The sequence below is a fragment of the Synechococcus sp. genome (genome assembly GCF_982614295.1).
Genome location: NZ_CEXBMR010000049.1, coordinates 1 through 12,360, shown reverse-complemented (window position 1 = coordinate 12,360; position 12,360 = coordinate 1). Strand labels below are relative to the sequence as shown.

Annotated in this window: 16 protein-coding genes and 1 pseudogene; 11 read left to right on the top strand and 6 right to left on the bottom strand. The window is 49.8% G+C overall.

What is annotated here, in order from left to right; all coding sequences use genetic code 11:
* Nucleotides 1-1,347, top strand: a pseudogene (locus tag AC2JC8_RS08450) (glycogen-debranching protein); the annotation flags it as partial.
* On the opposite strand, the gene AC2JC8_RS08445 reads toward AC2JC8_RS08450, so the two are convergent.
* Nucleotides 1,342-1,545 (bottom strand): hypothetical protein, encoded by a 204-nt coding sequence (locus tag AC2JC8_RS08445; protein WP_255132508.1) that lies wholly within the window; start codon nucleotides 1,543-1,545, stop codon nucleotides 1,342-1,344. The pseudogene AC2JC8_RS08450 and the gene AC2JC8_RS08445 overlap by 6 nt on opposite strands.
* Nucleotides 1,542-1,757: a chlorophyll a/b-binding protein gene (locus tag AC2JC8_RS08440; protein WP_484401691.1), complete on the bottom strand. Its 216-nt coding sequence runs from the start codon at nucleotides 1,755-1,757 to the stop codon at nucleotides 1,542-1,544. The genes AC2JC8_RS08445 and AC2JC8_RS08440 overlap by 4 nt, the downstream gene beginning before the upstream one ends.
* 18 nt (nucleotides 1,758-1,775) lie before the next feature.
* On the opposite strand from AC2JC8_RS08440, the gene AC2JC8_RS08435 reads away from it, so the two are divergent.
* The 7 genes from AC2JC8_RS08435 to AC2JC8_RS08405 all read left to right on the top strand — a co-directional run bounded on the left by AC2JC8_RS08435 (nucleotide 1,776) and on the right by AC2JC8_RS08405 (nucleotide 8,125).
* Complete coding sequence (locus AC2JC8_RS08435) at nucleotides 1,776-2,330, top strand: hypothetical protein (protein ID WP_484401690.1); 555 nt, start codon at nucleotides 1,776-1,778, stop codon at nucleotides 2,328-2,330.
* Between the two features lie 64 nt (nucleotides 2,331-2,394).
* The gene (locus AC2JC8_RS08430; protein WP_484594518.1) at nucleotides 2,395-3,378 is read left to right on the top strand and encodes a CobW family GTP-binding protein; all 984 of its coding nucleotides are present in this window, start codon (nucleotides 2,395-2,397) and stop codon (nucleotides 3,376-3,378) included.
* A gap of 6 nt (nucleotides 3,379-3,384) precedes the next feature.
* Nucleotides 3,385-4,488: a WD40 repeat domain-containing protein gene (locus tag AC2JC8_RS08425; RefSeq protein WP_484594517.1), complete on the top strand. Its 1,104-nt coding sequence runs from the start codon at nucleotides 3,385-3,387 to the stop codon at nucleotides 4,486-4,488.
* A gap of 54 nt (nucleotides 4,489-4,542) precedes the next feature.
* Complete coding sequence (locus tag AC2JC8_RS08420) at nucleotides 4,543-5,472, top strand: metal ABC transporter solute-binding protein, Zn/Mn family (protein WP_484401686.1); 930 nt, start codon at nucleotides 4,543-4,545, stop codon at nucleotides 5,470-5,472.
* Nucleotides 5,465-6,235 (top strand): metal ABC transporter ATP-binding protein, encoded by a 771-nt coding sequence (locus AC2JC8_RS08415; protein WP_484401684.1) that lies wholly within the window; start codon nucleotides 5,465-5,467, stop codon nucleotides 6,233-6,235. Before AC2JC8_RS08420 ends, AC2JC8_RS08415 begins: the two co-directional genes overlap by 8 nt.
* Nucleotides 6,192-7,037: a metal ABC transporter permease gene (locus AC2JC8_RS08410; RefSeq protein WP_484594516.1), complete on the top strand. Its 846-nt coding sequence runs from the start codon at nucleotides 6,192-6,194 to the stop codon at nucleotides 7,035-7,037. Before AC2JC8_RS08415 ends, AC2JC8_RS08410 begins: the two co-directional genes overlap by 44 nt.
* Nucleotides 7,038-7,108: 71 nt before the next feature.
* Nucleotides 7,109-8,125 (top strand): sirohydrochlorin chelatase, encoded by a 1,017-nt coding sequence (locus AC2JC8_RS08405; protein ID WP_484594520.1) that lies wholly within the window; start codon nucleotides 7,109-7,111, stop codon nucleotides 8,123-8,125.
* Between the two features lie 13 nt (nucleotides 8,126-8,138).
* Here AC2JC8_RS08405 and AC2JC8_RS08400 read toward each other — a convergent pair whose 3' ends face one another.
* Complete coding sequence (locus AC2JC8_RS08400) at nucleotides 8,139-8,324, bottom strand: hypothetical protein (RefSeq protein WP_106500852.1); 186 nt, start codon at nucleotides 8,322-8,324, stop codon at nucleotides 8,139-8,141.
* A 178-nt stretch (nucleotides 8,325-8,502) separates the two neighbouring features.
* Here AC2JC8_RS08400 and AC2JC8_RS08395 point away from each other — a divergent pair, with 178 nt between their 5' ends.
* Complete coding sequence (locus AC2JC8_RS08395; RefSeq protein WP_133165254.1) at nucleotides 8,503-8,706, top strand: hypothetical protein; 204 nt, start codon at nucleotides 8,503-8,505, stop codon at nucleotides 8,704-8,706.
* Here the strand turns inward: AC2JC8_RS08395 and arsJ are convergent.
* Nucleotides 8,703-9,956, bottom strand: coding sequence for an organoarsenical effux MFS transporter ArsJ (arsJ, locus tag AC2JC8_RS08390; RefSeq protein ID WP_484594519.1), 1,254 nt, complete (start codon nucleotides 9,954-9,956; stop codon nucleotides 8,703-8,705). The two genes, AC2JC8_RS08395 and arsJ, sit on opposite strands and share 4 nt — an antisense overlap.
* Before the next feature lie 4 nt (nucleotides 9,957-9,960).
* The gene (locus AC2JC8_RS08385) at nucleotides 9,961-10,983 is read right to left on the bottom strand and encodes an ArsJ-associated glyceraldehyde-3-phosphate dehydrogenase (protein WP_484594515.1); all 1,023 of its coding nucleotides are present in this window, start codon (nucleotides 10,981-10,983) and stop codon (nucleotides 9,961-9,963) included.
* Here AC2JC8_RS08385 and AC2JC8_RS08380 point away from each other — a divergent pair.
* Nucleotides 10,982-11,350 carry an ArsR/SmtB family transcription factor gene (locus AC2JC8_RS08380; protein WP_481926803.1) on the top strand — a complete coding sequence of 123 codons (369 nt, stop codon included), beginning with the start codon at nucleotides 10,982-10,984 and terminating at the stop codon, nucleotides 11,348-11,350. The genes AC2JC8_RS08385 and AC2JC8_RS08380 overlap by 2 nt on opposite strands.
* Nucleotides 11,351-11,562: 212 nt before the next feature.
* Here AC2JC8_RS08380 and AC2JC8_RS08375 read toward each other — a convergent pair whose 3' ends face one another.
* Nucleotides 11,563-11,727, bottom strand: a complete 165-nt coding sequence (locus tag AC2JC8_RS08375) for a hypothetical protein (RefSeq protein WP_484594514.1) — start codon at nucleotides 11,725-11,727, stop codon at nucleotides 11,563-11,565.
* A 168-nt stretch (nucleotides 11,728-11,895) separates the two neighbouring features.
* On the opposite strand from AC2JC8_RS08375, the gene AC2JC8_RS08370 reads away from it, so the two are divergent.
* A complete protein-coding gene (locus tag AC2JC8_RS08370) occupies nucleotides 11,896-12,300 on the top strand; it encodes a YccF domain-containing protein (RefSeq protein WP_106501108.1) in 405 nt (134 codons plus the stop codon).
* The last annotated feature ends 60 nt before the right edge of the window (nucleotides 12,301-12,360 follow it).

Below are 12,360 nucleotides of genomic sequence, written 5' to 3'. Positions count from 1 at the left end.
CAAGAAGGTCGCCATCAGGTGAGGGCGCTTGTGGAGGCTTGCCATGCTGCGGGCCTTGAAGTGATCGTGGATGTTGTTTATAACCACACCACTGAAGGAAGTGATAAGGGCCCCACCTTGAGTTGGCGTGGTTTTGCCGATCAAACCTATTACCTTCAATCGGAAACTGGTAGTTATCAAGATGTTTCTGGTTGTGGTAACAGTATTGGTGCCAATCGCCCCATAGTGCGCCAGTTGATCCTGGAATCAATGCGCTGCTGGGCATTGGAATTAGGGGTAGATGGTTTCCGATTTGATCTTGGTGCGGCATTAACCCGTGGTGAAAATCTCACCCCCCTTGATCATCCCCCTCTATTTGAAGAAATGGAGGCGGATCCTGAACTCGCTGATTTGAAATTAGTGGGGGAGCCTTGGGATTGCGGCGGTTTATATCGCCTTGGTGATTTTCCTGCCAAAAGGGTTGGCACTTGGAATGGTAAGTATCGGGATGATCTAAGAAGATTTTGGAAAGGGGATGAAAATACCGCTTGGAATATGGCTGAGCGCTTAAGTGGAAGCCCTGATTTATTCAATGGTAAGGCTGCTCCAGCCGGCAGAAGTATTAATTTCATCACAGCTCATGATGGATTTACATTACATGATTTAGTTAGCTATAATGATAAACATAATTTAGCTAATGGAGAAGATAATCGCGATGGTGATTCCCATAACAACAGCTGGAATCACGGGGTAGAAGGCCCGAGTACAGATCGCGGCATAAGCAACTTGCGCAACCGCCAGGCACGAAATATGCTTACAACTTTGCTACTTTCTCCCGGCGTGCCAATGCTGCTTATGGGCGATGAGCAGAACCGCAGCCAAGGGGGAAATAACAATTGTTGGTGTCAAGATAATCCCTTGGGTTGGATGAATTGGGCGGTTGATACCGAGGCCGAAAGCCTACGTACTTTTGTTAAAAGATTGTTGCGTGTGCGGCAACTATTGCGTGCATTTATTAATCCTGATGTGCCCCTTGAAGAGATCGAGAATACCCAATTTCCCTGGCGGCAATGGCACGGTGTGCAATTAGGAAAACCCGATTGGGCGAGCTGGTCGCATGGGTTTGCCTGGAGTGTGCAAACTGCAGCAGAGGGGCCTCGTTTTTGGTGTGGGATTAATGCTTACTTCAAAGCGTTGCATTTCGATATTCCCAATTCCTCCAGCGGCTGGAAAAGAGTTATCGATACGGCATTACCCGCCGATGAAGATCTACCAGCCGTGCCACAAATCTGGCGACCGCCATCTGCTCCTATGGAAAGCCGCAGCTTGATGTTGTTGGTGGCTGGAGATATTGAGCTAAACCTATAAATTCAAAAAACGCTTAGCTAATTTGAACGCCAATACAACCGAAGCAGCTCCGTAGGAGCTGAATGTGATTACTTGGCCGAGGCTACCGCTGCTGTAAATATCGCGATTCAGCAAAACAAGATCCGCAAGGGAAGCGGCGATGCCCCAAATCAACACCCAAACGCTCACATAAGCCGCTAATTTTATTTTTGGATTCATAGTTGCAAGTACCAATGCACAATTGATAACACCTGGCCAGCAGCACCGTGGCCGCTGAGCAATTCACCAATAAGCGCTGCAGCAAAACCCACCATGGCAGCCCGGCCGTTGAGAAGTTCAACTGCTGCAAGGGCTTTGTTATTCCAGGGGCGCCTGGTGGTGAGCCCCTCACCAAATTTTTCGATCGGTTCGTATTGAAATTGATTTGGCATCACTTTTAAACCTTTTTAATGACAACGCCTCAAAATAGTTGTGTTGCAGCTCTGGGGGGCTTTATGGCGGCATTCAGTTGGCGTGGGTCACTGTTAATACTCGGTTTTTTGCTAGTTGCCCCTCCTTCTCTGGCAAACCTGCCCGGTGACCGGGGCCCAACGCCTGCTCTGCTCAAACCAGGGGCAACGGAATTGGTGTTCAGAAGGGTGCCTGGCCGCCACGCCAGAGGAGATCAACTCTGGTACTTGGAGCTCAAACGTAATGGCGGGGTGGTGGCCCGTTGGCGCGCAGCTAGCGGCGCTCCTGAAAAACAGAAAGCAGACCGCTTTTGGAGCCCGGGCAATGCTGCACCCCTGCCGCCAGGCAGTTATCGCTTAGGGGAGCCGGAAGCTTGGGATAACAGCTACTGGTTGGATTTGCTGCCCAATTTCCCCACCACCCGCAGTGCCCTGGGCATCCACACCTGCCTGCCGGGGGTGGGTTGCATTTGCTTGCCGGATAAAGCCGACACCGATGCCTTGGCTCGCTGGGTGAAGGCTCTCAACCTGAAACAACTCACGGTTTTGAATTAGGCGAGGGATTCCGCTAGAATGGGAATCATTCTTATCTAGCCCTTATGGGGCGGCATTGTTTTTAATGGCTTTTTCCAGTGCTGTGCCAGCTTCCAAGCGATTACCTGTAACTGTGCTTACTGGCTATCTCGGATCCGGTAAAACTACTCTTTTAAACCGCATCCTTACCCATCAGCACGGCTTAAAAGTCGCGGTAATTGTGAATGAATTTGGGGAGGTGGGAATTGATAATCAGCTGGTTATCGATGTTGATGAGGAAATATTTGAAATGAATAATGGTTGCATTTGCTGCACGGTACGGGGCGATTTGATTCGCATTATTGGCAATCTCATGAAGCGCCGGGATCGATTTGATCATTTGGTAATTGAAACCACTGGGTTGGCTGACCCGGCACCTGTTATTCAAACATTTTTTGTAGATGAGGATTTAAAAGATGAATTAAGGCTTGATGCTGTAGTTACATTAGTGGATTTGAAGCACATTTTGCAGCATTGGGAAGCGGAAGAAGTGCAGGAGCAGCTCGCTTTTGCAGATGTGTTGTTGCTTAATAAGTCTGATCTTGTGACAGATGATGAAAGGCTGGATATTGAACAGCGCGTGCGAGCAATTAATCCAATGGCTCGCATGCTTTCCACTTCCAATTCCAACGTTCCTATGGACCAAATCCTTGGAGTTGAAGCATTTGAATTGGAGCGTGCTTTGAGCTTAGATCCTGGATTTTTGGTGGATGAGCACGAGCATGAGCACGATGCGGCCGTTGGTTCAATTGCCTTTGTGGAGGACCGGCCAATGGATCTAGAAAAACTTGGCAATTGGATTTCTGATTTGGTTGCAGAAAGGGGACCTGATCTATTTCGCATGAAAGGTATTATTAATTTGCTAGGAAAAGACGAGCGTTATGTTTTTCAAGCTGTGCACATGTTGATTGATGGCGAATTTGATCGACCTTGGAAAATTGATGAGCGCAGGCGTACTGAATTTGTAATTATTGGCCGCAACTTAGATGAGGAGATGTTGAGAGCTGGTTTTAATTCGTGTGTTGCTTGATCTTCCATGGTTGTAACACCACCACTTGTAGATAAAAGGTTTAGTGGTGAACTGCAGCAGGCCATTACCGCCCTTAGTTGGTCACCTAGTGGAGAATTTTTGGCAATCGCAAGCGCAGGTGGTGAATTACTACTTCTTGATTTTCCTGCCGGTTGTGAGGAGTTGCTGCGCGGTAATAGTGATAAAAGTCTAAGTGCAATTGGCTTCAGCCGCGATTCTTGTTTTTTGATGGCCGTAGGCCAAGCCAGCTGTCTGCTGCTTTGGGAGCTCGGCGGCAGTGGCATCAGGCCCATACCCTTTGATCCAATACCACTGGCCTGCGGTTGGATCGATCAAGCGCTGTGGCAACCGGTTGGATCCCTATTGGCTGTAGGGGCTGGCCGTGAGGTACGCCTTTGGGATAGCTCCACCCGCGGCTGGTTTCCAGGCTGCTTGGATATGGCGGGAACAGTGCAGGGATTGGCCTGGAGCGCCGATGGAATGCAGCTAGCAGCTAGTTGCCACGGAGAGCTTGTTATTTGGAAGCCTTTCGCAAAATCTGAGGATGAGCCCCTGCGAATCCCCACGGGATCTGCGGGTTTGGTGTTGGCTTTTTCACCAACTGGGGATCTGCTGGCAAGTGGGCAAATGGATCGATCACTTCTGCTTTTGCCGCAATTTGGCCAAGGACGACCCTGGCGCTTCAGCGGTTTCCCTGCAAAGGTTCGATCCCTTGCATGGGGTCAGAACAAGGGGGTTCTAGCGCCCCCTCTTGCTGTGGCAGCAGCTGAAAATGTAGTGATTTGGGAGCAACGAGATGCCAGCGAGCAGGGATGGCATGCCAACCCATTGATTTGGCATCAACAAAGGGTGCAAGCGCTCTCCTTCGCGCCGGGTAGCAATCTTTTAGCTTCCGCTTCCGCCGATGGCACTGTTGCCCTTTGGGATGGGCGCGGACGCTTGCGGCAGCCGTTGGAAGGCGATGGCCAGGGTTTTCAGTGCCTGGCATGGAGGGGGGATGGGCTTCATCTGGCTGCTGGCGGCGACCAAGGGAGCTGGTGGTTGTGGCCCGTGGCCGTGCCAGCTCGGGAAAAACAAAATCGAGCGGCGGGATTTGGCTTCGCCCAGTAAACCGGCGACCGGTTACAATGAGAATGATTCTCAATCCTGATCTGTCAGCGTCCCATGGCCTTCCTTGCTTATTTACGTTCTGCCGTTGGGCTAGCAATTGTTTTAAGCCTTGGGGCCTGCAACGATGTAAATAAAAGCGCAAAACCATTCAAGGTTCTTACAACTTTTATGCCGATTACCTTGTTTACCAAGGCGGTTGCAGGTGATTGCGCTGAAGTGCAAGCCCTCATCCCAGCTAATAGTGGTCCCCACGATTTTCAAGCAAAACCAGCCGATTTGACCGCCCTCCGCCAGGCGAAGTTATTAGTTAAAAATGGATTAGGAATGGAAGAATTCCTAACCAAGTTAATTGCTTCCGCTGATAACAAAGATTTGCTAATTATCGATTCGAGCCGCGGCATAACCACCCTTGATTCACCAGAAGAGGAGGGACACTTAGTGGGAGCTCACTCCGACCATGGTGAGGTTAATCCGCATATCTGGCTGGATCCGCTGCGGGCAGTTAGTCAGGTGGAAAATATTCGCGATGGTTTAGTTAAAGCCGATCCCAGTTGCGCGGCAGGCTATCGCCGCAATGCCGCAGCCTATATAGCCAATTTGCAAACACTAAATACTGAAATAACCAACCAATTGAATCCTTATCGAGGTAAAACCTTTGTAGCTTTCCATGACTTTGCCCCTTATTTTGCCAACAGATACAATCTAAAAGCTGATTTTCTCGTGGATTTGCCTGAATTAAATCCAAGCCCCCAGGATCTCCTGCGGGTGGCGGCTGTTGTGAAACGCAGCCAATTAAAAGCTTTGCTTAGTGAACCCCAAGAGGGTGAGCGTTCCTTTAATACCCTAGCCAAAGATTTGGGGATAAAAATTAGTGTCTTTAATCCAATGGAAACCGGAAGTGTGCAGGCCTCCCAAAATCCTGCTACTTATTTCAAGGTGATGCGGAGCAACGTGGCTGACTTGATCAAGGCTTTTGGTGGATAATTCTGTTCTGCGGGTTGAAAACCTCAGCGTTCGTCGCAACGGACAGCTGGTTGTTGATGGTGTGAATTTTGAGTTGCTAAACGAAAGTGATACCGCCCTTGTGGGCCCAAATGGTGCTGGTAAGAGCAGTTTGGTGGCAGCAGTGCTTGGCCTGTTGCCACGCCAAACGGGGGAGGTGTGGGTGTTGGGGCATCGCCTCGGCCCTGCAGGTGAACTACCCCATGAAGTGCGGTCCCGGATCGCCTATCTGCCCCAAACCTTTGAGCTTCAAGGGCGCTTTCCCCTCAGCGTGGCTGAATTTGTAGCTTTTGGTTTTGACCCTCCAGGCCCCCGCTTGCCTTGGCATAACTGGTCAAAGCGTCGCGCGGCAGTGCTTGTTGCCTTGGCCCGTTCCGGTTCTAGCCACCTTGGTGCAAAGTTACTGAGCGAACTATCCGGCGGTGAGCTAAAGAGGGTGCTTTTGGCTTTTTGCGTGGTGCGGCCCCGAAAACTCTTGCTGCTTGATGAAGCGCAGGCGGGGCTTGATGCCCCCGCTACTGAGCAATTTCAGGAATTGCTGTTGCAATTGCGCCGTCAGGAGGGGTGGACCGTGCTGCAGGTATCCCACGACCTGGAAATGGTGCGCCGTAGTTGCGATCAAGTGTTGTGTTTAAACCGTTATCTGCGCTGCAGTGGGCAGCCAACCCATGCCCTCAGCCCCCAACGCTTGGCTGAGCTTTATGGGCCAAACATGGTGGCCTATCAGCATCAGCACGATGCTTGATAGCACTGGGGTACTTTCTCAACCGTTTATGCAGAGGGCTCTGGTGGGGGGCCTGCTCACTGGAGGGTTGGGTGGTTTGCTGGGTAGTTTTGCGGTATTGCGGCAGCTTTCCTTTTTTAGTGATGCCCTCGGCCATTCCGCCCTGCTTGGGGTGAGCATCGGCATCCTTTTGGGAATTAATCCCACCCTGGTTTTAATTCCATTTGCTGTGTTGTTTGCATTGCTGGTGAATCAGTTGGTGGAGCGCAGCGAGCTGCCAGCTGACGCCTTGCTGAATATTGTTTATTCCAGCTCCTTAGCTTTTGCCGTGGTGGCCTTGAGCTTGGTGGAAACCTATCGGGGCGGTATCCAGCAACTGTTATTTGGCGACATCCTTGGCATTGGCTGGCTTGATCTTGGTGTTATTGCCCTGCTGCTGCTTGGGGCAGTGTTGTATTTGGTTTTAAGCATGCGGGCCCAGGTATTACTAACGCTGAATAGCGATTTTGCTGGGGCATTTGGCGTTAGGGCTAATTGGCACCGGATTGCTTTCATCGTGTTGCTCGCCGTGGTGGTGGCGGTTTCGATCAAAGCGGTGGGGGTGTTGCTAATCAGCGCTTTTGTGGTGATTCCTGCCTGTGCGGGTCGTTTATTGAGCCGACGCTTTCCGATTTATGTGCTGAGTTCAGCCATTTTGGGGGGCGGTTGCGCGCTATTGGGGCTTTTTGCCTCTGGGTTAACCAACCTTCCCTCAGGCCCCTGTGTAGTGATCGTGCAGTTCGGTGGTTTTATGCTGGCCTTATTGTTTAAAACCATATTTTGAGTACGGGTATCACAAGCGATAGTTCTTTGTTACTACCACTTGATTTCAGTGCATCGCCTGGGGTTGGTGTGATGCTTTGCGGCCACGGCAGCCGCAATGGTTTTGCCTGCGAAGAATTTGCCAAGTTGGCCAATGGTTTGCGATTGCTTTTACCTGAGGTGCCCGTGGAGCACGGCTACCTGGAATTTGCGCGGCCAATCATCAAAGACGGTTTAGATAAATTGCGAGCCAGGGGCGTTAATCGCATTTTGGCTTTACCTGGCATGCTGTTTGCTGCCGGCCACGCAAAAAATGACATTCCGTCTGTATTAAATACTTACGCTGCTGCTACTGGTATTCAGATCGATTACGGCAGGGAGCTGGGGGTAGATCTGAAAATGATTCAGGCCGCTGCCGCTCGTATTAAAGATGCCATCGCTCTTGCAGATGCCAATGAAGTTGTTGCCACAGAAGATACCTTGCTAGTAGTGGTGGGTAGAGGATCATCAGATCCTGATGCCAATTCAAATGTGGCAAAAGTGTGCCGCATGTTGGTGGAGGGTATTGGTTTTGGCTGGGGTGAAACCGTCTATTCTGGTGTTACTTTTCCTTTAGTAGAACCAGGCTTGCGCCATGCGGTGAAGCTGGGCTTTAAACGCATTTTAGTGTTTCCCTATTTCTTATTTTCAGGTGTGCTGGTAAGCCGGATTTATCAACATACGGATCGAGTTGCAGCTGATAATCCAGCCCAGCAATTTGTAAAAGCGGGCTATTTGAACGATCATCCCCTCGTGTTGGAAACCTTCCGTGAGCGGTTGGCTGAGGTGATAAGGGGCGATGCAAATATGAACTGTTCAATGTGTAAATACAGGGCCCAGGTGCTCGGTTTTGAGGCGGATGTGGGCGCCGTGCAGCACAGCCACCACCACCATGTTGAGGGTTTAAATGAACCCTGCGCCCTATGCGAAAAGGAATGCACGGGTGCATGCCAAGAAACGGAAGCTACGGCAACAACTGCTGAGCACAGCCACAACGACCATCACAGCCATTCCCATGCCAACTATCCCCATAGCCACCATCCCTTGGGGCCAAACAGCTTGAAAAGCTGATTTATTCAGTTGTTTAAAGCGAAGGATTTAACTGTTGCTTGATTACCCAAGTTGTGGCCGCTTTTTGGCTATGCCATGCCTTAAGCAGTTGTTTTGCTAGATCGCGCAATTGCTCTGAATCAGCGGTGGCATCAATGGCACGGCTAAAGCGTTCAATTTCAAATTGTTGGCCTGTGGTGAGCTCAATTGAGTTGCCCATGGCAGCTGAATAGAAACTGAGGCAAATGTATCGAGCTTCTAGGAACGAGCTGTTACAAGAGCTACCCCCGTAAATGCGGGTGTGTATTTCAAATTGTAAATCCGGGTTTACCCATAAGCTTCACCAATGCTATGTATTAACGGATCTAACCAATGGCTGCGAAAGCCTTGTAGCTGCTATGCGTTTGAGCTGGCCCCAGCACCTACAGGCTTCCCGCAGCGTTGAAATGGCTAGTGATGAACAGCGCGGCATGGCCATGGCGTTGATGGGAATATCCCTTTTGGTTTTATCCCAAGATCTTTTGGATCTTGGCCTTAGGTCCCAAGACACTTGCGAAGACACCGAAGCGCAGCAAGAGCCAAATTTGCTCAACAAGGCTTAGATAGCGCTCCGGCGTAGGGGAGGCGGTAGGCGACCACTCACCAGCCAGGCTGCCCCCACCAACAGCGCGGAAGCCCATAGGCAGGCCTGCATGCCGCCCACCAGAAACAAACCCCCTGAAAGCACAGTGCCAAGCAGGCGACCAGCAGCATTTGCCATGTAATAAAAACCCACATTGAGGCTTACCGATTCGGCATCGGTGTAGGCGAGCACCATGTAGCTATGAATAGATGAATTCATTGCAAACACCACTCCAAAAACAGCTAAACCCACCACTACCGCAAGCCCGGGGTTGCCAACTTGGCGCCATAAAGCAATTGCAATAAGGGCTGGAATTGCAGTTAAACAAGCGCTCCAAAATTCCACTGCAGCAACGCCCGGCGGCTCCCCTTTTCCCCAAAGGCGGCGCAGATTTGGTGCAGCAGCTTGAATAATTCCATAGCCGATCACCCAAAGGCCCATAAAGCCGCCAACTTCCCAGAAACGCCAACCGAGGGCTGCCTGCAAAAACACCGGCAGGGCAACCACAAACCACACGTCGCGGGCACCGAATAGGAAAAATCGAGCCAGGGAAAGCACATTGATGCCTCGCGATTTAGAAAAAAGTGAGGAAAAAGCCGGCGTTTGTTTCATTCTGCCAATTTCAGCTGGCAACACCAGTGTTAATAAAAATGCTAAAAATAAAGCTGCTGCCATCACAGCTACGGCTGCATTAAAACCAATGGTTGTTAAAAGTATTCCGCCAAGAAAGAATCCCACACCTTTAAGTGCATTCTTAGAGCCCGTGAGAATTGCAACCCATTTAAATAATTGCTTTTCTCCTTGGTTTTGATCATTGGGTGTTTCTTGTACTACGGTTTTAATTGCACTTTTAGCGCTCATTTTATTGAGATCTTTAGCAACACCGCTTATGGCTTGGGCAAACATCACATAGGCAACGCTCCACCACTTAGGCCAGCTATCAGCAACGGGTATCAACATCAACAGGGCTCCAACCTGCATTAGGGTGCCTGCCCAGAGGGTTAAGCGAAGGCCAAAGCGAGCACCTAGATAGCCACCGTAGAGATTGGTGATGATTCCAAAAAATTCGTAGAAAAGAAATAGAAAAGCAATCTCAAGGGTGCTGTAACCCAGCTCGTGGAAGTGAAACACCACAAGCATGCGCAGGGCACCATCGGTGAGGGTGAAGGCCCAGTAGTTTGCGGTTACAACTGCATATTGTTGCAGTGCTGATAGAGGTTTAAGCAACATGATTTCAAGCCTGCTCAAGTTTTGCCACATGCATGGCTAGATCGGCCATGCGGCAGCTGTAGCCCCATTCGTTGTCGTACCAGGCATAAACCTTTAGTTGAGTTCCATCTATCACCATTGTTGAAAGGGCATCAATAATGGCGCTGCGGGCATCATTGAGAAAATCAACTGAAACCAATGGCCTGGTTTCATAACCAAGAATTCCCTTCAATTCATTGATTGCGGCATGTTCAAAAGCTGCATTTACCTCCTCTGGGCTAACAGGCCGTTTTAGTTCAAATACCGCGTCGGTTAGGGAAGCATTTAGCAACGGCACCCGCAGGGCATGGCCATTTAATTTGCCTGTTAATTCAGGGAATATCATCGCGATTGCCTTAGCCGATCCTGTGGTGGTTGGGATCAGGCTTTGCAGGCAGGAGCGGGCACGGCGCAGGTCGCTCTTAAAGCAATCAACTACAACCTGGGTATTAGTTACATCATGCATGGTGGTGATTGAGCCATGCAAAATACCAAATTGTTCATGCACCACTTTTACCACTGGGGCTAAACAGTTGGTGGTGCATGATGCTGCAGTTAGCAGGCGGTGTTTGCTTGGATCATAGAGATCGTGGTTGATGCCATAAACAATATTAAGAGCCTCAGCGCCAGCCACTTCACCTTTCACTGGGCAGGCCACCACTACCCTTTTGATGGCAGGGTTTTGGAAATAGGGCTCAAGGGTTTGGGGCGTTTTGAATTTTCCACTGCATTCGAGCACCATGTTTGCGCCGGTTAGGGCCCAGGGTTCCTTTGCTTGGCTGAAAGTGATTGGCCTATTGATTTGATCGGATACCACAAATCCATCAGCTTGGGCCACTACTCCGTGCTGCCAACGGCCATGAACGGAATCAAATTCCAGCAGATGGGCGGCGCCATGGGCATCACCGGCGGGGTCGTTCACATGAACAATTTCAATGCCGGGGCGATCCCAAAGGGCGCGAAACACAAGGCGGCCAATGCGCCCAAAGCCATTAATTGCGATTTTCATGGCTGCTACGGTGAAACCAAGGCAGCTTAAATCAACCAAACTTGATATGACCAGTGTGCTGCAACACACCGCTAACTCTCGGGCCCAGCAATTGTTCAAGGTGCTGGCTGAGCCAATTCGCATGGAATTGGTGCAATGCCTCGGTGCAGGCGAACGTTGCGTGTGTGATCTAACTAGTGATCTGGGGCTTGCTCAATCCAAACTTTCCTTTCACCTAAAGGCGATGAAAGATGCGGGCCTGATCAGTGCTCGCCAGCAGGGCCGCTGGACCTACTACCGGTTAGAAGCAGAGAGTTTGCTCTGGTTGCGCAATTGGTTAGACCAATTGGCCGCTAGTTGCATTAAACCAGCTAGCATCTGTGATTAATTATTATCTAAACATGATGAAAAATTTTTCAGGCCCGCTAAGAAGAATGTTGATCTATGGATTTAGCAGTTATTTGGGGCTTGTGCTAATAAATAACTCTGAGTTGAATTTGCCAAATATGTGGGTAGCATATGCTCCAATGTTTATAACTATATACATATTAACTCAGTGGCTTGATAGAAAGTTTAACGATCAATCAAAATTGAAGTAACTCAATCCTTAGCGGCCTGTTGGTATAAAGCTTCTAATCTTTCCCGGCTCAGATCCACATACATAACTTCGTCGCCGGGTGCTGGCGCTTCTGGATGCATTCTTTGCTTTGGGTTGCTTGCAATCCTCACTGGCACAGCGGCTGCATTGCGCAGATTTTGATTCATCAAGGCAAAAGCACCACCAGCTATGGCCGCAAAGCAGATTAGATAGAGGGTTGCGAGGAAATCGTTCACTGGGGCTACGCGGCTTGTTCCCGAATCCTAGTGTAACGGATTGTTAAGCGTGGCTTGGGCTTGGGTTTCTGTCTAATATGGGCCAAGGAAGTTCAAGCCATGCTCAGCTTTTTGCTCAATGTTGTTTGGTTTGTGCTTGGCGGCTTGTTGATGGGATTGGGTTGGTGGTTGGCTGGAATTATTGCTGCAATCACAATCGTTGGCATACCTTGGGCACGGGCTTGTTTTGTAATTGGTAATTATTCTTTTTCCCCTTTTGGTAAGGAGGCGGTTAGTCGCCAAGAGCTAACTGGAAAGCTTGATTTTGGCACAGGACCTTTAGGCTTGATCGGTAATATTATTTGGTTTCTAATAGCTGGTTGGTGGTTGGCTATCGGACATTTAACTTCAGCCTTGGCCTGTTTTATATCAATAATTGGCATTCCTTTCGGGATTCAACATATCAAACTTGCCTTGATTGCCCTGGCACCAATCGGCATGCAAGTGGTGCCTGTGCGGCGTTGAATGTGATGGATCAGCTCAATTGGGGTTATATCCAGCTAGGGGTTGTGGCCCTTGCTTTTG